Raw genomic sequence first — 21,699 nt, forward strand, 5'->3', positions numbered from 1 at the left:
TGAGCAGCCCCAGTATGCCGGGGGCCAATCCATTTCGGGGCGAGACTTTGCGTGTCGTATCCCTGCCCGCAACCTTGCCGACAGTCGCGGATGGCACGCTCTTGTCGTGCGCGTTGCAATCGTCGCAGAAAGCTTCCTCCCGAATGTCAACGGCGTCACCAACTCGGTGCTTCGGGTGATCGAGCATCTCCGTCGCACGGGTCACGAGGCGCTCGTCATCGCCCCGGACACACCGCGTGGCGAATCACCCGCCGACCGGCTGCACGACGGCATCCGCGTGCACCGGGTGCCGTCGCGGATGTTCCCCAAGGTCACCTCGTTGCCGCTCGGCGTGCCCCGGCCGCGGATGGTGGGCGTGCTGAGGGGATTCGACCCCGACGTCGTGCATCTCGCGTCGCCTGCGCTGCTCGGCTACGGCGGCCTGCAGGCCGCCCGCTACCTCGACGTGCCGACGGTGGCGGTATTCCAAACCGACATCGCGGGTTTCGCACAGAGCTATGGCGTCGGCGCGATGTCACGGGTCGCGTGGGCGTGGACGCGTCACCTGCACTCGCGGGCCGACCGGACGCTGGCGCCCTCGACGTCGGCGATGGAAAACCTGGTGGCGCATGGCATTCCGCGGGTGCACCACTGGGGCAGGGGTGTCGACGTCACCGGCTTCGTGCCCTCGGCGCGCGACGATGCGCTGCGGGCGGTGTGGTCACCGGACGGCAAGCCGATCGTCGGCTTCGTCGGCCGCCTGGCACCCGAGAAGCACGTCGAACGACTCGCCGGTCTGGCCGCCCGCGGGGACGTCCAAGTGGTCGTCGTCGGCGACGGCATCGATCGTGGCGCGCTCGAAACCCGGATGCCCTCAGCGGTTTTCACCGGTGGCCTGTACGGCACCGAGTTGGCTACCGCCTACGCCAGCATGGACGTGTTCGTTCACCCCGGCGAACACGAGACGTTCTGCCAGGCCGTGCAGGAGGCGATGGCCTCGGGTCTGCCGGTCGTCGCCCCCGACGCCGGCGGACCGCGGGACCTGGTCGCCCCCATGCACACCGGCTTGCTGTTGCCGGTCGCCGACTTCGAGGCGCGACTGCCCGACGCCGTCGATCACCTGATCGCCGAGCGGTCGCGCTACTCGGTGGCCGCGCGCCGCAGCGTGCTGAGCCGCACCTGGCCGGTGGTGTGCGACCAGCTGCTGGGCCACTACGACGCCGTGCAGGGCGAGGGCCGCCGCAAGGCCGCCTAGCCCTGGGCGAGCTCTGCCACCGGCTGCCACTCCTCCCACGTCTTGAGCCGGTTCTCGTAGTCGGCCTTGGCGAGCTGCAGCGGCAGCGCGCCGAAGAAGACGCGCAGCGGCGGCTTTTCGGCGTCGACGATCTTGAGCACCGCGGCGGCGGACGCCTTCGGGTCGCCGGGGGTTGCGGTCCGTTGGCTGCGGGCACGCTCGGCCGCCTCGCGCGCCTCCGCGTAGGCAGGCAGCGGCGTGGCGCGCTTGGCCGACGAGCCGGCCCAGTCGGTGGAGAATCCGCCGGGCTCGATCAGCGTCACGTGGATGCCGAACGATTCGACCTCCTGCGCCAACGCCTGGGAAAAGCCCTCGAGCGCCCACTTCGACGCGTGGTAGATGCCGACGTTCTGGAACGCCGTGATGCCGCCGATCGACGACACCTGGATGATGTGTCCGCTGCGCTGCTCGCGCAGGAACGGCAACGCGGCCTGCGTCACCCACAGCGCGCCGAAGACGTTCGTCTCGATCTGGTCGCGGGCCTCCTGCTCCGACAATTCCTCGATGAAGCCGAACTGCCCGTAGCCGGCGTTGTTGACGACGACGTCGAGCCGGCCGAACTGGTCGTGCGCCTGCTTGACGGCGGCGAAGTCGGCCTCGCGGTCGTTGACGTCGAGCTTGATCGCCAGCAGCGCGTCGCCGTACTTGGCCACCAGGTCGTCGAGCGTCGCGGTGTCACGCGCGGTCGCCGCCACCCGGTCGCCCCGTTCAAGCGCCGCGATGGTCCACTCCCGGCCGAAGCCGCGCGAAGCACCGGTGATGAACCAGACCTTGTTCTTCTGCTCACTCATGTGTTCATTCCCTTCCCTCGCTGGTCACCGGTTTTCAAGTTCGGGGATGGGGCTCGCATTCCCATCTGCCCCAGATTCACAGGTAGCGTCTGCGAGCGTGAGCCGCGCGACGCTGGAGAAGGACCCGCACGAGGTCGCCTCGATGTTCGATGCCGTCGCGCGCCGCTACGACCTCACCAACACGGTGTTGTCGCTGGGTCAGGACCGGTTGTGGCGGCGGGCGACGCGCTCGGCGTTGCAGATCGGGCCCGGCGACAAGGTGCTCGACCTGGCTGCGGGGACGGCGGTGTCGACGGTGGAGTTGGCAGCGTCGGGCGCCTGGTGTGTGGCGTGCGACTTCTCGGTCGGGATGCTGTCGGCCGGAGCTTCCCGCGCCGTGCCCAAGGTGGCGGGCGACGCGACGCGCTTGCCGTTCGCCGACGAGACGTTCGACGCGGTGACCATCAGCTTCGGCCTGCGCAACGTCGTCGACCACGAGGCGGGTCTGCGGGAGATGGCGCGGGTGACGCGACCCGGCGGCCGGCTGGTGGTGTGCGAGTTCTCCACGCCGACGAACGGCTTGTTCTCCACCGTCTACAAGGAGTACCTGATGCAGGCGCTGCCGCGGATCGCCACCGCGGTGTCGTCGAATCCGGACGCCTACGTGTACCTCGCCGAGTCGATTCGGGCGTGGCCCGAGCAAGCTCAACTGGCGCAACGCATTTCGGCCGCCGGTTGGTCGGCGGTGCGGTGGCGCAACCTCACCGGCGGCATCGTCGCCCTGCACGCGGCGAGCAAACCCGTCGACTGAGCTCTCGACCGGCGCAGCGCGATATGCTGCGGCGATGCCCACCTTCTGGCGCTACGTCCGGATTCAGCTGTTCGTGTTCGTGTGCGGCATCGTCGGGCCCATCTTCTTGGTTCTCTACTTCGCGGTGGAACCGAATGCGGACATGAAGTGGGCCTATTGGGCGGGGCTCTTCATCACCGCGGCCGACGTGCTCATCGCGTTGGCGATCACCAGCTCGACCGACAAGGCACCGGCCGTCGGCAAGCGCAGGCCCAGCGGCGGCGGCGACCAAAGCTCCTCATCGTCGAGCAGCTCCGACCCGTTCTGGTCCAACAGCGCCGGATTCACCTCGACCGACTCCGGTTCGTCGTGGACCGATTCTGGCTCGTCGTCGAATGACTACTCATCCGGTGATTCCTGGTCGTCGAGTGACTCCGGCTCGTCCAGTGATTCCGGCTCGTCGTCGAGCGACTCCGGCTCGTCCTCGTCGAGCAGCGACTAGCTGAACGGTGGCCGGCGATCCAACCGCCGCGACGCCAGCCCCGCCGACCGCCAGACGCGCGCGATCCAGTCGTGGTCCTCGTCGGTGACGAGGTTGCCCATCACGCGGACGGCGATGCCCATCAAGAACTCCGAGCGCATAGCGACCGGTCCGGTGGCCGGCAGGAACCGGGGGATGGTGAGCAACAGTGCAAGTCGACGTGCGACGGAGAAGCCGCGGGCGTAGTGGCGGCGTAGTTCTTCCGGCCACGCCTGCGAGACGTCGCCCGTGCCGAGCAATTCGGCGGCCAGTCGGCCCGTCTCGAGCCCGTAGTCGATGCCCTCGCCGTTGAGCGGGTTCACGCATGCCGCGGCGTCGCCGATCAGCATCCAGTTCGGCCCGGCGACGCCAGACACCGCGCCGCCCATCGGCAGCAGCGCCGACAGACCGGCCCGCGGCTCCCCGGCGAATCCCCACTCGTCGCGGTGCAGGTCGGCGTAATACGCCATGAGCGGGCGCAGCGCAGCGTCGGCGGGCCGTTTCGCCGTTGCGAGCGCACCGACGCCAATGTTGGCCTCGCCGTTGCCAAGTGGGAAGATCCAGCCGTAGCCGGGCAGCACCTCGCCTGCGGGGGAGCGCAGCTCCAGGTGCGACGTGATCCACGGCTCGTCGCTGCGCGGGGTGGCGACGTAGCCGCGGATCGCGACGCCGTACACCGTCTCCTGATGCCACGTCCTACCGAGCGCGCGGCCCAGCGTGGAACGGGCGCCGTCGGCGACGATCAGGTCGGTGCAGCCGATCTCGCCGCCGTCGTCCAGCGTCACCGATAGTACCCGGCCCGACGAATCATGCTGGACGCCAACCGCTTTGACGCCGAGTAGCATCTTGGCGCCGTCGTCCGCTGCCACCGAACGGATCCGGTCGTCGAGCTCCGTGCGCGGTACGGCGCTACTCGTCGGCGGGAATGACGGCCCCGGCCAAGGGATCTCCACGTCGGCGCCGAAGCCCGACATCCGCAGACCGTGGTGGCGGATCCGCCCGTCCAGCCACGGGCCGAGCCCCAACAGCTCCAGCTCTGCGACAGCCCGCGGCGTCAGCCCGTCACCGCAGGCCTTGTCGCGCGGGAATTGAGCGGAGTCGATCACCAGCACGTCGCGCCCGCTGCGTGCGGCCCAGGCGGCGGCGGCCGAACCCGCGGGTCCGGCACCGATCACCACCACGTCGGACCGCTTCACAGTTCCCAGTATGTTGGACACATGAAGACACCAGCGACCGTGGTCGCGGGCGTGGACTTCGGTGATGCCGCTTTCGCCGCGGAGGTCCGCGACGGGGTGGCGCGCATCGAAGAGCTGATGGCCACTGAGCTGGGCAAAGCCGATGAGCTGATGGCCGAGGCCGTGCAGCACCTGTTCCAGGCAGGCGGCAAGAGGTTCCGGCCGCTGTTCACGGTGCTGTCCGCGCAGCTCGGCCCGGAGCCCAACGCCTGGCAGGTCAGCGTCGCCGGTGCGGTGATCGAGCTGGTGCACCTGGCCACGCTGTACCACGACGACGTGATGGACGAGGCGCAGGTGCGTCGCGGCGCGGAGAGCGCCAACGCGCGGTGGGGCAACAACATCGCGATCCTCGCCGGCGACTACCTGTTCGCGACGGCGTCGCGTCTCGTGTCGCGGCTGGGGCCGGAAGCGGTGCGCATCATCGCCGATACGTTCGCGCAGTTGGTCACCGGCCAGATGCGGGAAACCCGTGGTGCGGTCGAGGGTGTCGACTCCGTCGAGCACTACCTCAAGGTCGTGTACGAGAAGACGGCCTGCCTGATCGCGGCGTCGGGCCGCTTCGGTGCGACGTTCTCCGGCGCCGACGACGAGCAGATCGAGCGGCTGTTCCGGCTCGGCGGCATCGTCGGAACCGCCTTCCAGATCTCCGACGACATCATCGACATCGACAGCGATCCCGAGGAGTCCGGCAAGCTGCCCGGCACCGACCTCCGCGAGGGCGTGCACACCCTGCCGGTGCTGTACGCGCTGCGCGAGAGCGGCCCCGAGGCCGACCGGCTGCGCGAACTGCTGGTGGGGCCGGTCGAGAACGACGACGATCTGGCGGAGGCGCTGCGGCTGTTGCGTTCGTCACCCGGCATGGTCCATGCCAAGGAGACCGTCGCCCGCTACGCCAAGGAAGCCCGCGACGAGCTGGCCAAACTGCCCGACGTGCCGGGACGGCTGGCCATGGCCAACCTCGTCGACTACACGGTGAACCGACACGGCTGACCGTGTGGAACCGCGGAGGGGCCTCCCGGCGTTCAGTCACCGAAGACTTCCCCAGTTTCATAGGAAGAAGCAAACGATGACTTGGCATCCACACGCGAACCGGCTCAAGACGTTCGTGCTGCTCGTCGGGTTCTCCGCGCTGATCGTGTTCATCGGCGCGCTGTTCCAGAGCAGGGCCATTCTCGGCCTGGCCGTGTTGTTCGCCGTCGGCATGAACGCGTACGTGTACTTCAACAGCGACAAGATGGCGCTGCGGGCGATGCACGCCCAACCGGTCACCGAGTTGCAGGCGCCGGTGATGTACAAGATCGTCCGCGAGCTGGCCAACACCGCGCATCAGCCGATGCCGCGGCTCTACATCAGCGACACCGCCGCGCCCAACGCGTTCGCGACCGGCCGCAACCCGCGCAACGCCGCGGTGTGCTGCACGTCGGGCATCTTGGGCCTACTCAACGAGCGTGAGCTGCGTGCCGTGCTGGGCCACGAGTTGTCGCACGTCTACAACCGCGACATCCTCATCTCGTGCGTCGCCGGTGCGATGGCGTCGGTGATCACCGCGCTGGCCAACCTGGCCTTCTTCGCCAGCATGTTCGGCGGAAACCGCGAGGGCGGCGCGAATCCCTTTGCGATTCTTTTGGTTTCGCTGCTTGGCCCGATCGCCGCGACCGTCATCCGGCTTGCGGTGTCCCGGTCGCGGGAGTACCAGGCCGACCAGTCCGGCGCCGAGCTGACCGGCGATCCGCTGGCGCTGGCCAGTGCGTTGCGCAAGATCAGCGCCGGGGTGCAGCAGGCGCCGCTGCCGCCGGAGCCGCAGCTGGCCGATCAGGCGCACCTGATGATCGCCAACCCGTTCCGGGCCGGCGAGAAGATCGGGAAGCTGTTCTCAACGCACCCGCCGATGGCGGACCGCATCGCGCGGTTGGAGCAGATGGCTGGCCGCGGACCGGGCAACTACTGACAGTCGCGGCCCCACGATCGAGCGCCCGACCCCCGGACCCGGGCCCAACCTCTGCCCGCCTCGCCCCTGCCCGCCTCGCCCCTGCACCCGGGCGCCGAGGCCCCCAGCGCCCCCTGCGCCCCCTGCCCCCGGCGCCGAGGCCATAGTGCGTTTGCCCACCTATGCGCGACTTCTGCGACGGCTCCTGGTTCGGAATCGGTCGGCGGACGAAAAAGTCGCGCATAGGTGGGCAAACCACACACCATCAACTCGCTGAGTGGTGTGACGGACGGAGTCACGCCGCGGCGGCGCCGGCTGGCTCCGGTGTGCTGGCCGCACTTCCCGCATCCGGCTCATCGGCCGGCGCCGCGGGCTTCGCGGCAGAGGTCGGCGCCTCGACCGTCGGTGTGGTCGTCTCGTCGACGACCGGTGTGACTGCCTTCTCGGGCAGCCCAGACTCCAACGACGGCGCGCGGTTGGTGCTGAAGTTCGGGCTCTCCCGCACCACGTTGGTCGCGACGGTCTTCGGCTCGTCCTGGTCGGCCGCCGGCTCGGCGACGGGTGCAGGCTTGGTGACGGGTGCGGGCTTGGTGACGGGTGCGGACTCGATGGCCGCGACCGTGCTGGTCCGGTCGAGCGCAGGCGCGGGCGAAGGCGGGGGCGCGCCCAGCCGGGAGAGCCCCTCCCCGATGCCTGCCACGAACTGCCCGATGAAGCGGACGTTCTCCTCCAGCGACGGGACGAGCCGGGCGGGGTGGACGGTGTTCGGGTCGGCGATCGGGTCGTTGTTCGGATAGCCCCAGTTCACCAAGGCTGTCAGGACGGGCTCGAGCACGTCGGCCAGCTTGACGCCGATCGGGCCCAGCGAGCGCAGCGGCGCGACCAGTGGCAGGCCGTCCGTCGTCTCGTAGGTGACGAAGGTGACGCTGCCGACCCGGGTGAGGTGCGCGACGATGCCGTCGGAAGTGCCGTCCGCGACCGTCACCGTGCACGACGAGGCGCCGCCCGGGCAGCGGGGTGTGCCGTCGTCGTTGACCGGCAACTCGAGGTTTTGCTGGGTGAGGCGTCGTTGGAAGTAGGCAGCCAACGTGTTCGCGACGGCGAACGGGTTCAGCACGTACTGCGGCGCATTCGAGTTGACGTCGTACTCGTAGGCGATCGACACGATCGGCACACCGGTGTTGGTCGGGGTCGGTTGCGTCGGGACACCGGTCAGCGACGAGAACAACGGATAACGCGTGCCGAAGCCACCGTTGGGGGTGACGACGTTGTTGTCGAGCACCCACAGCGTCTGCGCGAGCGCCGGGTCGTTCGTGGCGAACATGTTCGACAACGCGACGCTGCCGTACGCCGCGCCCCAGCCCGAGGACAGGATGACGTTGGGGGAACCGGCCTGCTGCTGGACGGCCGACGTGATGCCTGCCGGGCCCGCGGGGAAGGGGACCGTGACGATGTCGTTCTCGTCGGCCGGTTTGAAGCGTCCGCCGAAGAAGTCGGCCACGCCGTCGGCGCCCTGATTGGTGGAGCTGCCCACCACGATCAGCGCGGCGGGCGCAACCAGCAGCGGGGCGAGCGCCTCGTGTTGTGTCGTCGCGAGCACGACGATGCCGGTGGCGAGCCCGACGGCTGTAACTGCCCGGCAGAGTGGCCTGAACTTCACGCGCCCCCCTCGGACGACTCTTTGCCGGAAAGCCTAAACCGGCGAATGGCCCCGGCGGGTGATGTTGGCAACCTACTAGCGGCGGGTCCCGACGTAGCTGCTTGCGAGTACCACCGCGCATCCCGTCAGCTGCAGCGGCGACGGTCGCTCGGCGAGCACCAACGCCCCCAGCGCGACGGCACCGATCGGGGTCAGCAGGAGCAGTGCGGCGCCAACATCGCTGGGCAGCCGTGGCGAGCAGCCGGCAACGAGCAACCAGCCGAGCAATTGGCCGGTGACGGTGACCAGGATCAGCCACCCGGCCGTCGACCACCCCGGCGAGAAATCAAGACTGCTCGACACCAGTCCCACGGCGACCGCGACGATCGTCGCCGACGCCAGGACCACGGCGTAGGTCTGCAACGGCCGACCTCCACGACCGCCGCGGCGTAGGAGGAACAGGAAGCCCGAGTAGCAGAGGGCGGCCGCGATCGCATGCACGGTGCCCCAGGTCGGGTTGGTACCGCTGACACCCTTCTCGAATACTCCGCCAGCCAACAGCACGCCGGCCAGGATGACCGGCAGAAACCACAGGAAGCGTGGTCCGACGCGTTCCCGATCGACCAGCCACGCCAGCAGGGGAACGATCGCGATCTGCGTGTTGACCAGGACGGTGGATAGCCCCGCGCCCACCTCGGGGATGGACTGCGTCCACCACAGCATGTCGCCGGCGAACAACACACCGCATGCCGCCGCAGGCAGGTATTCGCTCGCTTCGAGCCTGCCGTTGCGCCGTCGCTCGAAGAGGCCCAGGGCGGCAACGACGGGGATGGCCAACGCGCTTCGTGCCACGGTCGCCGTCGCGGGAGTGGTGTTGGCCAGGCCAAGCAGAACCGCCGATGCCGAAACGCAGAGCGCGCCGATCGCCAAGCCGACGTGCCAACGGACCTGTGTGTTCTCGGTCGTCGTCATACGAAAGTCGGCATGCCCCATCCAGCCGCCTGCCAATCACGGATTCCATCCGCGACGCTGTAACCGGGCGGTAGTGCTGCGGGTCATGTTGGCAACCTCTATGGTGAGCCTGTGCTGAGCAGATTCCTGATCGGCGTGGTAGCTGCGGGGGCAGCTGTGATTGGTGCGGCCGGTATGGCCGGTGCCGATCCCGAACCCGCGCCGCCTCCCCCTCCCGCCCCAAACGTCAATGCGCTCACTCCGGTCAAGCCGTCGGAGTTCGCGGCGCTGGACGGCTCCTTCTACTCGTTCACCGTCGGTAACGGCGTGACGTGCGTGTTGAGCCGCTCGACCGGTGGCTACGGCTGCAGCGGCGCGCTGCCCGCCGCCCCTGAGGGCGCCAACACGGTCAGTGGTGGCCAGGTGGGCGCACCGGGCTTCTCGAACGCCGCGGCCCCGATCTATGCGGGCGTCGCCGCGGACGCCAAGCCGCTGCCTGCGGGCTCGCGGATCAGCTTCCGCAACGTCACCTGTGGCTTCGACGGTGTCAACACGACGTGCATGAACAACTTCGACCAGGCCGGCTTCGTGCTGAGCCCGGCGGGCAGCTTCATCCTCAACGCGTCGAACCCGCTCCTGGACCGCCCCGAGGGCACCAACCCGTACTTCAACTGACGGTCTAGAACCCCGAGCCGTGCACCTCGTGGCCGGGCTTCTCGGCGGCCAGTCCGCGGTAGGCGTCCTCGACGGTGGCGCCGTGGTTGATCACGCCGTCGACCTCGCGGGCGATCGGCATGTTCAGCCCGTATTTCTCGGCGAACTCCATGATCACGCTGGCGGCCTTGACGCCCTCGGCGACCTGGTTCATCGACGAGATGATCTCGTCGATGGTCTTGCCGGACCCCAGTTCCTCGCCGACGTGGCGGTTGCGGCTGCGCTGGCTGGTGCAGGTGACGATGAGGTCACCCATGCCGGCCAGCCCCGCGAACGTGTCGCGGTGGCCGCCCATCGCCTCGCCGAGCTTGGACATCTCGCGCACCGCGCGGGCCATCACCATCGCGCGGGTGTTCTCCCCGATGCCCAGCGAGTAGCCCATGCCGACGGCGATGGCGTAGACGTTCTTCAGCGCGCCCGCCATCTCGACGCCTACCACGTCGTCGGTGGTGTACGTGCGGAACCGTTTGGTACGGAACAGCTTTCCGAGGTTGGCGGCCAGGCTCTGGTCGGGCATCGCGAGCACGGCCGCGGCGGCGTAGCCCTCGGCGACCTCACGGGCGATGTTGGGTCCGGCCAGAATGCCCGCGGGGTGGCCGGGCAGCACCTCGTGGACGATCTCGCTCATCCGCATGTTGGTGCCCTGCTCGAGACCCTTCACCAGCGACACCACCGGCACCCACGGCCGTAGCTCCTTGGCGAGCTCCTGCAGCACGGCGCGGAAACCGTGCGACGGCACACCCATGACGACGACGTCGGCAGCGTTGGCCGCCTCCGAGAAGTCGGTGGTGGCCTGCAGCGTGGGGGAGAGTTCGACCTCGTCGCCGAGATACCGCGAATTGCGGTGATTGTCGTTGATGTCCTTGGCGGTGTCCTCGGAGCGCACCCACTGCAGCGTCGGACCGCGCCGCGCGCAGATGGACGCCACGGTGGTACCCCAGGAGCCGCCCCCGAGGACGACGACGTTCGGATCGCGTTGTGCAGGTGCCATGGCGATCAGGGTATTGCGGGGGCACGCGGTTTCACCGGCAGTTGACGAACTGGCGAACGTCGAGGCCGCGCCGGAGTCCGTCGGCGGGACTTTCTCCAACTCGCCTCATGCCCGTCAACGGGTAGGCTGAAGACATCTTCGAAGGTGGCCCAGACTTCGCCGCTGCACGACGCAACGAGCCGAGGAATTAGACATGGCCATCACCGACATCGCCGCGTACACCCATCTCACGCCAGCGGACATCGAGGCCTTCGGCGCCGAACTCGACACCATCCGACGCGACGTCGAGGAGTCCCGCGGAGCGAAGGACGCGGCCTACATCCGGCGCGCCATTCTCTTTCAGCGGACGCTCGAAATCGGGTCACGCCTGCTCATCGCGACGAGTCGCTCGAGGGCAGGCTGGTGGGCGGGGACGGTGTCGCTGGCGTACGCGAAGTCCGTCGAGAACATGGAACTCGGCCACAACATCGCCCACGGCCAGTGGGACTGGATGAACGATCCGGAGATCCACTCGACCACCTGGGACTGGGACATGGTGGGGCCGCTGTCGCAGTGGCGGTACTCGCACAATTACCGCCATCACGTGTTCAGCAACGTCGTCGGCGTGGACGACGATCTTGGTTTCGGCGTCATGCGGTTGACCCGTGATCAGCCGTGGAAGCCCGAGCATCTGTTCCAGCCGCTACGGAACCTGTTGCTGGCAGCCACCTTCGAGTGGGGCATCGCCCTGCACGGTCTGTACTCGGAGCAGGACCGGGTGGAGACGCCAGCCGCGAAGTCGGCCGAGGGCAGGCGGCTGGTCAACAAGATCGCCAGGCAGACGGTCAAGGACTACGTCCTGTTTCCGGCGCTGAGCCTGCGGCGCTGGCGCCGGACGCTCGGCTCGAATGCCGTCGCCAACCTACTGCGCAACCTGTGGTCCAACGTGGTGATCTTCTGCGGACACTTCCCCGACGGCGCCGAGAAGTTCGACGCGAAGGTGCTCGACGAGGAAACCCGCGACGAGTGGTATCTGCGGCAGATGCTTGGCGCGGCGAACTTCAACGCGGGGCCGGTGATGGCGTTCTCGAGTGGCAACCTCTGCTACCAGATCGAGCACCATCTCTTCCCCGACCTTCCGAGCAACCGCTATCCGGAGATCGCCGTCCGCGTGCGGGCGCTGTGCGAGAAGTACGACCTGCCCTACACCAGCGGATCGCTTGCGCGCCAATACCTGCTGACGCTGCGCACGATCTTCAAGCTGTCGCTGCCGAACCGCTTCCTGCGCGCGACGTCCGACGACGCACCGGAGACCGCGTCGGAGCGAAAGTTCGGCGGCGCCACCGCCTGATCGGACGCGCTACCGCTGTCCGTTGTGGGAGGCCGCCGACTCGCCGACCGTGCTCGGGCCGGCATGCGACCTCGGCGGGAATTCGGTGACGGGTACGTCCTGATGCCGGTGGTGGTGCATGTCGTCGGCCTGATCGAGGGTGACGGGTTCTCTGGTCCGCGTCTTGACGAAGACGATCGCGAGAATGCTTGAGACCATGAAGAATCCGATCGCCGCGAGGACGGTCAGAACGGTCGTCTTGGTAGCCATGTCGGCTCCTCGAGCTGGTGGGGATCTACAGACTGTGACCGTGGGCAGGGTCCGCGTCGCCGGTGCGGTCGCGGTTGATGAACGCCGTCTCCCGTTGGAAGCGTGCTTCTTCGCGTCGAGTGTCGTGCACGCGGACGACGGCCTGCCGGGCCCCGACCAACAGCACGCCCAGTCCGACCAACGCGCCGGCACCGACCGCGGACCCGAACCACGGGTAGGACAGGCTCGCATCGTTGAGCACGCCGACCACCTCGACGACCATGGCGATCGCCAAGACGAACAGTCCAACGATGACAAGCATTTCGACGCGCCTCTACCTGGTTACAGACCCTCAGTAGACGCCCGGTCGAACACCGTTGTCAACAAAGTTGACAACGGCCATTGTCGGCTTGCAGCCCCGGCGGACGCGCCTACCGGTAGTTGACGAACTGCAGCGCGACGTCGAGGTCGGCCTGTTTCAGCAACGCGATGATCGTCTGCAGGTCGTCGCGCTTCTTCGAGCTGACGCGGATCTCGTCGCCCTGGATCTGCGCCTTGACGCCCTTGGGGCCTTCGTCGCGGATGATCTTGGTGATCTTCTTGGCCTGCTCACTCTCGATGCCCTGCTTGAGGGTGCCGCTGACCTTGTAGGTCTTGCCGCTGGCCTGCGGCTCGCCGACGTCGAAGGCCTTCATGCTGATGTCGCGGCGGATCAGCTTCTCCTTGAAAACGTCGATCGCGGCCTTCACGCGCTCCTCCGTGGAGCTGACGATCTCGATGACCTCGTCACCCTTCCAGGCGATCGTGGTGTCGGTGCCGCGGAAGTCGAAGCGGGTGGACAGCTCCTTGGCGGCCTGGTTCAGCGCGTTGTCCACCTCCTGGCGATCGACCTTGCTGACGACGTCGAATGATGAATCCGCCATTGGATCCGTACCTCCTCGGGTCGGGTGCGTTTTCGTCTTGAGGCCATCATCGTTGTACCCTGCTTATCGCACCAAACCCGGGTACGTCGCGGGGGAGGTCGCGACCCCGGCAGGTTGCCCGAGCGGCCAATGGGAGCGGACTGTAAATCCGTCGGCTAACGCCTACACAGGTTCGAATCCTGTACCTGCCACCATGCGTCAAGCCCCCTCTACGGAGGGGGCTTGATTGCGTTCTGGGGCACGAGGCGCTGCGCCGACGCCATGGCTGCCCGTCAGAGCTTCCCTATTCAGTCCTTGCATTTGTAGGCACGATTGACTTCTGTACATCACGCGAAACTGCGCATATTCTTACGGTAGAGGTAACAATACGCGTCGATTTGATCGGGGGTGAGCCATGGGCGCCCGCTACCTGGGTGTGCCGCCCGAGATCGCTCAGGCTCAGCTACGCACTGTCCGCGCCCGGGACGTCTCGACTTACGCGCAGCCACATAAGGAGCTGGCTCGACTGGAGATGCGAGGACTTCTCCATCGACTCGCAGTTGGCTTCTACACCGTTGTGCCACAAGACCGGGTCGGCAGCGCGTGGATGCCAACCCTTGAGGGTGCGGCAGCCGGCATCGGGGCGGCTGAGTTCGGCGCAGGCCGATACGCATTGATGGGGCCGACTGCCGCACGGCTTCACCGGGCGATCCCACGTGCAGTGGCTGTTGCGGTGATTGCCGCTCCGCGCAGACGCAGACCCGTGACGATGACCGACCGAAATGCCCGCGTGCAATTCCTGGTAAGAAACGTCGACGCGCTAGACGTTGAGATGATCGAAACCGATCTCGGCGGTTGCCTGGTGACGACGCCTGAGCAGACGGTGCTCGACCTCGCTCACTTGCCGAATCTCGGAAAGCTCGAGGGTGAGGCGACAGCCGCCATCGACGCACTCCTCCCACGATGCGACGAAACCGTCATGGCCCGGATCGCCGCTTCACAACGGCTCGGCCGCGCCTTTGACCGAGTGCGCAGGAGGCGGCCGTGACAACAAGCGGATTCGGACTGTCTCGCCAAGACTTGGAGCGCGAGACCCAGCGGTTCGGAGTCGCCGAGGAGCAAGTCCGTCGCGACCACGCGATATCCCATGTTCTCGCCGCCATCTCCAAGAGTGCGCGCGACGACGTAATCTTCTTCGGCGGAACCGCATTGAGCCGCACACACCTGTTGCACGCGCGGCTGAGTGAAGACATCGATCTGATCGCGCTCGGCGATCGCCGGGAGATCGCCGAGCGCATCGCCAGGTCGATCGACGCCGCTCTGCTGCGAACGCATGGCCGTCTCACGTGGTCGCCGCCGTTTGGAGCGCGCGACATCGAACCCGCAGTCGTTGGCACTCCGACGGGCATCTCCATACGGGTCCAGTTGCTCGACAAGCGCGGCTACGAACGATGGCCGGCCGAACTACGTCCCATCGAACAGCGCTACGGCGATGCACCCGCCGCGACACTCGTCGTGCCGACTGTCGAGTCCTTTGCCGCGTGGAAGACGGCGGCCTGGCATTCCCGCGCCGCGCCAAGAGACCTCTACGACTTGTGGGCGCTGGCCGACGCCGACGCAATTACGCCGGGGGCGGCGGAACTCTTCATCCGGCACGGGCCGACCGGAGGACCGCCGCGGGATTTCATGTTTACGAAGGCCCCCGATGAGGCCGAATGGCAGGCATCGATATCGGGACAAACCCGACTGGCCGTTACGGCGGCGGAAGCACTAACCACGGTGCGCAGCGAGTGGGCCCGTGCAGTGGCACGGCTCAAGGGTTGAGAGACGACGTAATCGACGCCGAGTGTCCGGATGCGGTTGCATCCGGGCTCTCGGCGTTTGTGGGGTTTAGCGGGCGTTCTGGTGGTGGTGGTGCACGGAGGTGCCGGGCTGGGGGGTGTTGGCCTGGTGCGGGAAGGCGTCGTGGTGCACGGGACTGGTGCTGATCGAGGTGCCGTGCTGGGTGACGGTGGAGTCGGCGTGGCTCATGGTGGCGGTACCGAGCGCGATCAGGGCGGGGGCGGCGAACAGGGCGGCGGTGGCGGCGACCCGGCGGGCGATGGTGGTCATGTGAATCTCCTTGGGTGAGTGGGCTTTTGGCTTTCTCTGCCGGTGTTTTCCGGCGATGAGATAACTATGTCGCACTCGTCAGGAGATGTATGTCCACCAGCCGGCCGCCACGAAGGATGAAACCCATGTCCACCGATCGGGGGACATCCTGGCGTGACGCGCCCTTCGCCAACAATCTTCCGCTCTCGAAGCATGATCCCGGACGGCGCCTGCTCGTTGAGCTCTGTCAGTGACTGTCTGCTCGACCTTTAGCGACGGAGTAATGAAACCGCCGATCATTAGGCCTTCTTCTTGGTGGAGCGCATCTACAACCTCGCCACTCATTGACATCAGTCACCGAGATCGGTTACAAACATGCACGTGGCGCTACATCGCTTCGTAGCTCCGGCTGCGCCCTTCGGTAGGCCTGGTTAGGAGGGGCATGGCTCTGGAGCGGTTTCACTCATGACGAATCAGATCGAGGCCGATCGCGGTCCTTCACTCGATGACCACCTGGACGAGTCCCGGCAGGCGCAACGACGGGCCGACAAGTGGCTCATCTCCGGCTCCCTGCTGATCGGCACTGCGGCACTGGGCATCTTCGGGCTGCCGCTCTTCCTTCGCGGAGTGTGGTTGTTGCGGCGGGCACAGCGCGACCGCCTGTCGGTCCGGCCCATGATCGTCACGTTGATCGGTTACCTGGTGATCATCGACGCCGCCATCAACACGGTCGGGTGGGCGTTGGACCTATTCGGCAACCACTCACTGCTAGCAAGGGTGCTCCTCAACGGGTGGGGCAACATGTTCGACGCGGGCTACTTCTGGCATTACAACGAGTTGTGGGTCGGCGGTGCGGCCGGACCGGGCGAGAAGGCCTTGGAGGTCGGGTTGATCCTCACGGTCTTCACGATGCGGATCGCCGCGGGGATCGGGTTCCTGCAGATGAAGCGCTGGGGTCAGCAGTGGATGATCGTCACCTGCTGGATGGGCGTGGTGATCTGGACCGTCTACGTCTTCAACATGACGATGTTCGCCGACGTCCGGTTCGCCGGTGTGGTGCTCCCGGTGGTGGGTTGGTGGCTCTACGACATCTTCTACATCACGCCGTTCCTGGCGATCCCGTACCTGCACACGGTCAATCGCGAGATCTTCTCCGACTGAGGAGCGTGATCATCGCCGGCCACCGCATTCTATTGACTTCAGTCAGCGACTGTAATAGAAAGATCACACCATGACGGCACAGGCCACGACGGTCGCGCGGCTTGCGCGAGTGCGAAATCCCGCTGCGGTGCAAGAGGTTTGGACACGGACGGCCGCGCCAAATTCATCGACGAGGAGGTCGGATCGTGGACTACGTCTGGGAAGTGCTTCGGTATGTCGCCGCGTGGGGCGGAACCGGGCTGATCATCTGGTTCTGGTACTGGATGTTCTCGAACATCGGCACGTTTTGACCGGTGTGAGCGGGCCTGCCGCTCACTGGGGCATTCGCGTTGCGTCCCATGGTTGACCTCACCGAGAGCCGGGCCATGGCGATCGAGCGCAGCTGCGCCGTCACGGCAGTCGCGCTCAGCGAGCAACGGCGCGAAGGTGTTCGCCTGGTGACCGGCGCCGAACGAACCTTCGGATTGAACACCGCACTGAAGTTCGTGCACGTGCCCTACCCGACGATCGACGCGACCTGGACACGCAGAACGATGACATGCGGTGTCGCACTGCAATGCTCGCCATCGAAGGAACGCGTGACCGATTATCGGCTGAACGAGATGTCGGCCCGCGAACTCCGAGCGCTGACGATCGTCGAGGCCAGTGTGGCGTGTGGCTGGATCGCCTCGCGGTGGCCCGGACTGACGGCCGAGATTCGGCGAGTGCTCCCCGATCTCCCGCCCGCGGCGGGCGACATGCCCGCCCAGGAAATATTCAACCGGGCCGCCGACCTGGCAGGCAGAGGACAGCCGCTGAGCGTTCATCCGCTGCTGGGCACTCTGCCGTCGGCGTACACGGCGCCGCACGGATTGACGGAGAAGTTGCGTCGCAGCTTCGGCAGGATGCCCTGGACCGCGACGCAGAAGCGGCTGCCGCGTGCGCACTCCGTGCCCGTGGGCGGTGACGGTGGCGTACCGAATCCGAATCTGCCGCCCCCGAGCAGATCTCAGGACAACGACGCCGACCGCACTCCCGACCATCGTCCCGGCATCCCATATCCCGAGTGGAATGCGTGGACGAAGAGCTTCATGCGCGACCATGTCGCCGTACTCGAACGTGCCCATCCGGGCGGCAGCCGGCAACCGGAGGCAGGCCGCGTCGATCTGCGAAAGTGGTTCGAAGAACACACTCATCGGGGCATGAGGAGCCGCCTCGAAGATGGGTCAGACCTCGACGTCGACGCGTATGTCGGCCACTACATCGATCTGGTGTCCGGTGAGGCGACGCAGCCGCGCGTCTTCCGTGATCTGTTGCCGAGCGACCGCGACGTCACCACGGCTTTGCTCCTGGACGGCAGCTCGTCGTTGGGCGTTTACGGCGGCCGCATCTTCCGACTGGAACTGGCCTGTGCCGACGCCTTGTCACAGGCGATGACACTCGCTCGCGAGCGGCACGGTGTCTTCGTGTTCACCGGCAACACCCGGCACCGCGTGGAGGTGCAGTGCCTCAAGGACTTCCACGACCGGCGATTCACGCCGCCCAGCACGGCAGGTCTCACAGCGGGCGGGTATACCAGGCTCGGCGCGCCGATTCGCCACCTGACGAGTCGACTTCTCGCGCAGCCCTCCGAGCGGCGCATGCTCATCGTCATCGGTGACGGCCTGATATCCGACGAGGGCTACGAGGGCCGCTACGCATGGGCCGACGCGGCGCACGCCGTCGAGGAGGCCGGCGACGCCGGCGTCTCCATCTACTACGTCGGCGTCGGACCTACCCGCGTGGACCCGTTGCCGGAAGTCTTCGGACCTCGCCGCTCCCAACGCATCCGGCGGGTGGAGGAGCTGCCGCGGGTGTTGGCACACGTCCACCGAGAGCTCGTCGACGCGTGACGAATCGAGGAGTGAGATGACGACGGACGACTACTTCGCCAACGGCAATGAGGTCCAGCTCTTCGAGCAAGCCTTCCATCGGAACGTTCCGGTCATGCTCACCGGGCCGACGGGCTGCGGCAAGACGCGGTTCGTCGAGCACATGGGCGCGCTGTTACGGCGACCCGTGGTCACGATCAGCTGCCACGACGACCTGACGAGTTCGGATCTCGTCGGCCGCTTCATGGTGACCGGTGGCGATGTGGTGTGGACCGACGGGCCGCTCACCAGAGCCGTGAAGGATGGCGCGATCTGCTACCTCGACGAAGTCGTCGAAGCCCGCCACGATTCGTTGGCGATTCTGCATTCACTCACCGACCACCGACGATCGTTGTACCTGGACCGAGCCAACGAGGTCGTCGAAGCGCCCACGACGTTCATGCTCGTCTGCTCGTACAACCCGGCCTACCGCAGCTCCCTCAAGGAGCTCAAACCGTCCTTCCGCCAACGGTTTGCCACGCTCCCGATGCGATATCTGCCGCCCGACCGCGAGGCCGAGGTGGTCGTCGCGGAATCCGGCGTGGCGCTGGCCACGGCCCGTCGGCTCGTGCAGTGCGCCGCGGCCATTCGCACCGCCGACGGTGCGTTCCACTTCGAGCCGCCTTCCACCAGAGTCGTGGTCACCGCGGCGCAGTTGATTGCCACGGGCGCAAGCGAATTGGAAGCGGCCGAAGCGTGCATTCTCGCGCCGCTGAGTACGGACGGCGCAATCAGCGATGGATTGCGTGAGATTGCCGCGGCTTGTCTCGTCGCCGCCGATGCGTCGAACACGGCACCTTAGAAAGGGATTACCGGGATGGACCAGAAGGAACGCAAACGCAAGAGGGCCCTCATCGTCTTCCAAATCGTCATCTACGGCTACCTGCTGACGATGTTCCTCATCCAGCTGTACATGTCATTCACGCGAGGGTGGTGGGATCTGTGAATCTCCCACTGCTTGGTCGCAGTAAGACGAAAGGCGTTGGGACATCTGCGGGCTTGGACGAACCCACGACCCTCGAGGATCACCACGACGAGTCGAAGCTGGCGCAGCGCCGGGCCGACAAATGGATGATCGTCGGCGCAGCGTTGATGGGCATGTGGGCGCCGGGGCTCATCGGGTTTCCCATCTTCATGCGCGGGGTGTGGCTGCAACGGCAGGCCTTACGGGCAGGTCTTTCCGTTCGGCCGATGATCGTCACGCTGATCGGCTACCTCGTGTTGATCGACGGAATGCTCAACAGCCTGGGTTGGGCGCTGGATCTGGTGGCCAACCACACCTTGATCAACCGGGTCCTCATGATCGGGTGGGGAAACATGTTCGATGCCGGCTATTTCTGGCACTACAACGAACTGTGGGTCGGCGGCGCGGCAGGACCCGGCGAAAAGGCCTACGTGGCAGGGCTGATCCTCACGGTCTTCGCGATGCGGGTCGCCGCAGCCATCGGCTTCCTGCAGATGAAGCGGTGGGGACAGCAATGGCTGATCATCACCTGCTGGATGGGCGTGGTCATCTGGGCTGCTTACATCTTCAACATGACGATGTTCGCTGACGTCCGTTATGCCGGCGTGGTCTTCCCGGTGATCGGTTGGTGGTTGTACGACATCTTCTACATCACGCCGTTCCTCGCGATCCCGTATCTGCACACGGTCAACCGCGAGATCTTCTCCGACTGAAAATGCAAGGGAGCGAACAACTGTGACCACGTCACCGACTACGGACGTAGATGATCCAGCCGACGATCTTCCGCCGGGTACCACGCCCTACTACGCGAACATGCACAAGTGGATCAAGCGTGCGGTGTTGGTGTGCTTGATCGCCCTGGTCATCGAGGGCGCCTTCACCCTGCCCTTCATGGCCGTCTACTACGGCTATCCGACGCTGAGCCTGCAGGAAGTCTGTAGCGAGTTGTTGAAGGTCCGCTACTCCGACGACGCCCTCGAATGCAAGTACCCGTACCCGATCCTGGGGCCGCCCGAGGGTGCCGAGGGCAAGGACACCGCGCAGGACGTATGGGGCATCCAGCCGACGCCGAAGTACCACCGGCTCGGCTTCCGTGAACTCGTCCGCATCCACGACGAGCGGTTGGCCCGTCAGGCCGCTCAACAGGCAATGCCGACGCCGTGACGAAGAGTCTCAACGCGCCTGCAGGCTGCGCAGCGTCCTCGTCAGGTAGTCCTCGATGACGGCGTCGCGCGTCGGCCATGCGTTTATCGTCGTGAGTAAGCCGTAGAGGCCAAACAGGAAGAACACCGAGCTGTTGATCGGGTTGACGTCGGGCGCGACGTCGCCGCGATCCTGTGCGAGTTCGATCTCGCGTGCGACCAACACGACCAAGGGGTGATCCTCGCCAGCCTCGTTGGGAGGTCGGGTCGATGAGAAGTGCAGGGCAAGAACGTCTTTGAACAAAACTGGACCCAAGCGCCGTTCAAGAGCCATGATCAGGCGCATCGCTTCCTTCAGCGCCGCGACGAGATCGTGGTTCTTGCTGACGAACCGGTCGAACTGGTTGGCGATGCGCGCTTCCTCGCGGGTCTCCAACTCCAGAAGGACGTGTTCCTTGGTGGGGAAGTGAAAGAAGAACGTGCCGTGGGCAACTCCCGCGGCGGCGACGATGGCACCCACGTCGGCGTTGGCCATTCCGGCTCGCTGGAACTCTGCTGTTGCCGCACCGAACAACCGTTCACGGGTCTGCAAGCGCTTGGCTTGCCGCACGGGCAGACCGTCCGTCACGGCCATCGTTACCTTCCCATCTCCATGCTGACCAAACTCAACGAGTGTGGCTCTCCAGACAGTATCTCCTCTGCCCGCTCTGCCGTCCGACGTGCTCGCCGACGCCGAGGACGCCAGTCGTGCAGCGACAGTTACACCCACTTAGGTGAATAAGTTGGTGTAAGCGCCGACATAACACCCACTTATCGCCCGAGAGCCCGGATGCGGTGCGCATCCGGGCTCTCGGCGTTCGTGGGGCTTAGCGGGCGTTCTGGTGGTGGTGGTGCACCGAGGTGCCGGGCTGAGGGGTGTTGGCCTGGTGGGGGAAGGCGTCGTGGTGGATCGGGCTGGTGCTGATCGAGGTGCCGTGTTGGGTGACGGTGGAGTCGGCGTGGCTCATGGTGGCGGTGCCGAGGGCGATCAGGGCGGGGGCGGCGAACAGGGCGGCGGTGGCGGCGACCCGGCGGGCGATGGTGCTCATGTGAATCTCCTTGTACGAGTGGACTTTTGGCTTTCTCTGCCGGTGTTTTCCGGCGATGAGATAACTATGTCGCACAGGTCAGGAGATGTATGTC

Annotated in this window: 26 protein-coding genes and 1 tRNA gene; 16 read left to right on the top strand and 11 right to left on the bottom strand. The window is 66.4% G+C overall.

Features of this window, described 5'->3' with window-relative positions:
- Nucleotides 1–106 precede the first annotated feature (106 nt).
- Nucleotides 107–1,234 (top strand): glycosyltransferase family 1 protein, encoded by a 1,128-nt coding sequence (locus N536_RS0126305; RefSeq protein ID WP_029116362.1) that lies wholly within the window; start codon nucleotides 107–109, stop codon nucleotides 1,232–1,234.
- Here the strand turns inward: N536_RS0126305 and N536_RS0126310 are convergent.
- Nucleotides 1,231–2,064: an SDR family oxidoreductase gene (locus N536_RS0126310; RefSeq protein ID WP_029116363.1), complete on the bottom strand. Its 834-nt coding sequence runs from the start codon at nucleotides 2,062–2,064 to the stop codon at nucleotides 1,231–1,233. The genes N536_RS0126305 and N536_RS0126310 overlap by 4 nt on opposite strands.
- 97 nt (nucleotides 2,065–2,161) lie before the next feature.
- Between N536_RS0126310 and N536_RS0126315 the strand changes: the two genes are divergently transcribed.
- Together N536_RS0126315 and N536_RS43615 are read left to right on the top strand one after the other, a co-directional pair.
- Nucleotides 2,162–2,854, top strand: a complete 693-nt coding sequence (locus N536_RS0126315; protein ID WP_029116364.1) for a demethylmenaquinone methyltransferase — start codon at nucleotides 2,162–2,164, stop codon at nucleotides 2,852–2,854.
- Nucleotides 2,855–2,888: 34 nt separating this feature from the next.
- Nucleotides 2,889–3,335 carry a hypothetical protein gene (locus N536_RS43615; protein ID WP_064751589.1) on the top strand — a complete coding sequence of 149 codons (447 nt, stop codon included), beginning with the start codon at nucleotides 2,889–2,891 and terminating at the stop codon, nucleotides 3,333–3,335.
- Here the strand turns inward: N536_RS43615 and menJ are convergent.
- On the bottom strand, nucleotides 3,332–4,558 hold the full coding sequence (menJ, locus tag N536_RS0126325) for a menaquinone reductase (RefSeq protein ID WP_197040243.1): 1,227 nt from the start codon (nucleotides 4,556–4,558) through the stop codon (nucleotides 3,332–3,334). The two genes, N536_RS43615 and menJ, sit on opposite strands and share 4 nt — an antisense overlap.
- 12 nt (nucleotides 4,559–4,570) lie before the next feature.
- On the opposite strand from menJ, the gene grcC1 reads away from it, so the two are divergent.
- Nucleotides 4,571–5,578 carry a nonaprenyl/(2E,6E)-farnesyl/geranylgeranyl diphosphat synthase gene (grcC1, locus tag N536_RS0126330; RefSeq protein WP_197040234.1) on the top strand — a complete coding sequence of 336 codons (1,008 nt, stop codon included), beginning with the start codon at nucleotides 4,571–4,573 and terminating at the stop codon, nucleotides 5,576–5,578.
- Between the two features lie 76 nt (nucleotides 5,579–5,654).
- Nucleotides 5,655–6,536: a zinc metalloprotease HtpX gene (gene htpX / locus N536_RS0126335; protein WP_029116367.1), complete on the top strand. Its 882-nt coding sequence runs from the start codon at nucleotides 5,655–5,657 to the stop codon at nucleotides 6,534–6,536.
- Between the two features lie 274 nt (nucleotides 6,537–6,810).
- On the opposite strand, the gene N536_RS39475 is transcribed toward htpX, so the two are convergent.
- The gene (locus N536_RS39475; RefSeq protein ID WP_051574775.1) at nucleotides 6,811–8,175 is read right to left on the bottom strand and encodes a PE-PPE domain-containing protein; all 1,365 of its coding nucleotides are present in this window, start codon (nucleotides 8,173–8,175) and stop codon (nucleotides 6,811–6,813) included.
- Nucleotides 8,176–8,250: 75 nt separating this feature from the next.
- Nucleotides 8,251–9,126, bottom strand: coding sequence for a DMT family transporter (locus N536_RS0126345; protein WP_029116368.1), 876 nt, complete (start codon nucleotides 9,124–9,126; stop codon nucleotides 8,251–8,253).
- A gap of 111 nt (nucleotides 9,127–9,237) precedes the next feature.
- On the opposite strand from N536_RS0126345, the gene N536_RS0126350 reads away from it, so the two are divergent.
- A complete protein-coding gene (locus N536_RS0126350; RefSeq protein WP_029116369.1) occupies nucleotides 9,238–9,780 on the top strand; it encodes a hypothetical protein in 543 nt (180 codons plus the stop codon).
- 4 nt (nucleotides 9,781–9,784) lie between these two features.
- Here N536_RS0126350 and N536_RS0126355 read toward each other — a convergent pair whose 3' ends face one another.
- Entirely contained in the window at nucleotides 9,785–10,810 is a 1,026-nt protein-coding gene (locus N536_RS0126355) for an NAD(P)H-dependent glycerol-3-phosphate dehydrogenase (protein ID WP_029116370.1), read from the bottom strand.
- 193 nt (nucleotides 10,811–11,003) lie between these two features.
- On the opposite strand from N536_RS0126355, the gene N536_RS39480 reads away from it, so the two are divergent.
- Complete coding sequence (locus N536_RS39480) at nucleotides 11,004–12,140, top strand: fatty acid desaturase (RefSeq protein WP_036437680.1); 1,137 nt, start codon at nucleotides 11,004–11,006, stop codon at nucleotides 12,138–12,140.
- 9 nt (nucleotides 12,141–12,149) lie between these two features.
- Here N536_RS39480 and N536_RS0126365 read toward each other — a convergent pair whose 3' ends face one another.
- The 3 genes from N536_RS0126365 to N536_RS0126375 form a co-directional block, all read right to left on the bottom strand.
- Nucleotides 12,150–12,389, bottom strand: a complete 240-nt coding sequence (locus N536_RS0126365; RefSeq protein ID WP_029116371.1) for a hypothetical protein — start codon at nucleotides 12,387–12,389, stop codon at nucleotides 12,150–12,152.
- Nucleotides 12,390–12,414: 25 nt separating this feature from the next.
- Nucleotides 12,415–12,690 (bottom strand): hypothetical protein, encoded by a 276-nt coding sequence (locus N536_RS39485; RefSeq protein ID WP_051574776.1) that lies wholly within the window; start codon nucleotides 12,688–12,690, stop codon nucleotides 12,415–12,417.
- Nucleotides 12,691–12,799: 109 nt separating this feature from the next.
- Nucleotides 12,800–13,291, bottom strand: a complete 492-nt coding sequence (locus tag N536_RS0126375) for a YajQ family cyclic di-GMP-binding protein (RefSeq protein ID WP_029116372.1) — start codon at nucleotides 13,289–13,291, stop codon at nucleotides 12,800–12,802.
- A gap of 108 nt (nucleotides 13,292–13,399) precedes the next feature.
- Between N536_RS0126375 and N536_RS0126380 the strand changes: the two genes are divergently transcribed.
- The 3 genes from N536_RS0126380 (at nucleotide 13,400) to N536_RS0126390 (ending at nucleotide 15,094) form a co-directional block, all read left to right on the top strand.
- A tRNA-Tyr gene (locus tag N536_RS0126380) sits at nucleotides 13,400–13,485 on the top strand.
- A gap of 461 nt (nucleotides 13,486–13,946) precedes the next feature.
- Complete coding sequence (locus N536_RS43110; RefSeq protein ID WP_231514648.1) at nucleotides 13,947–14,318, top strand: type IV toxin-antitoxin system AbiEi family antitoxin; 372 nt, start codon at nucleotides 13,947–13,949, stop codon at nucleotides 14,316–14,318.
- A complete protein-coding gene (locus N536_RS0126390; protein ID WP_231514637.1) occupies nucleotides 14,315–15,094 on the top strand; it encodes a nucleotidyl transferase AbiEii/AbiGii toxin family protein in 780 nt (259 codons plus the stop codon). The genes N536_RS43110 and N536_RS0126390 overlap by 4 nt, the downstream gene beginning before the upstream one ends.
- 66 nt (nucleotides 15,095–15,160) lie before the next feature.
- Here N536_RS0126390 and N536_RS0126395 read toward each other — a convergent pair whose 3' ends face one another.
- Complete coding sequence (locus N536_RS0126395) at nucleotides 15,161–15,382, bottom strand: hypothetical protein (protein ID WP_029116375.1); 222 nt, start codon at nucleotides 15,380–15,382, stop codon at nucleotides 15,161–15,163.
- Between the two features lie 444 nt (nucleotides 15,383–15,826).
- Between N536_RS0126395 and N536_RS0126400 the strand changes: the two genes are divergently transcribed.
- From N536_RS0126400 to N536_RS0126430, 6 genes are all read left to right on the top strand, one after another.
- Nucleotides 15,827–16,522 (top strand): hypothetical protein, encoded by a 696-nt coding sequence (locus N536_RS0126400; RefSeq protein ID WP_029116376.1) that lies wholly within the window; start codon nucleotides 15,827–15,829, stop codon nucleotides 16,520–16,522.
- Between the two features lie 338 nt (nucleotides 16,523–16,860).
- Nucleotides 16,861–18,393 carry a nitric oxide reductase activation protein NorD gene (locus N536_RS0126410; protein WP_029116377.1) on the top strand — a complete coding sequence of 511 codons (1,533 nt, stop codon included), beginning with the start codon at nucleotides 16,861–16,863 and terminating at the stop codon, nucleotides 18,391–18,393.
- A 16-nt stretch (nucleotides 18,394–18,409) separates the two neighbouring features.
- Nucleotides 18,410–19,213 (top strand): CbbQ/NirQ/NorQ/GpvN family protein, encoded by an 804-nt coding sequence (locus N536_RS0126415; RefSeq protein WP_029116378.1) that lies wholly within the window; start codon nucleotides 18,410–18,412, stop codon nucleotides 19,211–19,213.
- A gap of 15 nt (nucleotides 19,214–19,228) precedes the next feature.
- A complete protein-coding gene (locus tag N536_RS43370; protein ID WP_029116379.1) occupies nucleotides 19,229–19,357 on the top strand; it encodes a hypothetical protein in 129 nt (42 codons plus the stop codon).
- Entirely contained in the window at nucleotides 19,354–20,088 is a 735-nt protein-coding gene (locus N536_RS0126425) for a hypothetical protein (RefSeq protein ID WP_036437682.1), read from the top strand. The genes N536_RS43370 and N536_RS0126425 overlap by 4 nt, the downstream gene beginning before the upstream one ends.
- A 22-nt stretch (nucleotides 20,089–20,110) precedes the next feature.
- On the top strand, nucleotides 20,111–20,539 hold the full coding sequence (locus N536_RS0126430; RefSeq protein WP_029116381.1) for a hypothetical protein: 429 nt from the start codon (nucleotides 20,111–20,113) through the stop codon (nucleotides 20,537–20,539).
- 9 nt (nucleotides 20,540–20,548) lie between these two features.
- On the opposite strand, the gene N536_RS0126435 is transcribed toward N536_RS0126430, so the two are convergent.
- Together N536_RS0126435 and N536_RS0126440 are read right to left on the bottom strand one after the other, a co-directional pair.
- Nucleotides 20,549–21,151 carry a TetR/AcrR family transcriptional regulator gene (locus tag N536_RS0126435; RefSeq protein WP_029116382.1) on the bottom strand — a complete coding sequence of 201 codons (603 nt, stop codon included), beginning with the start codon at nucleotides 21,149–21,151 and terminating at the stop codon, nucleotides 20,549–20,551.
- A 232-nt stretch (nucleotides 21,152–21,383) separates the two neighbouring features.
- Nucleotides 21,384–21,605, bottom strand: coding sequence for a hypothetical protein (locus N536_RS0126440; protein ID WP_029116383.1), 222 nt, complete (start codon nucleotides 21,603–21,605; stop codon nucleotides 21,384–21,386).
- Nucleotides 21,606–21,699: the final 94 nt, after the last annotated feature.

This window comes from Mycobacterium sp. URHB0044, assembly GCF_000620625.1.
In the GTDB taxonomy this organism is placed as follows: Bacteria; Actinomycetota; Actinomycetes; order Mycobacteriales; family Mycobacteriaceae; genus Mycobacterium.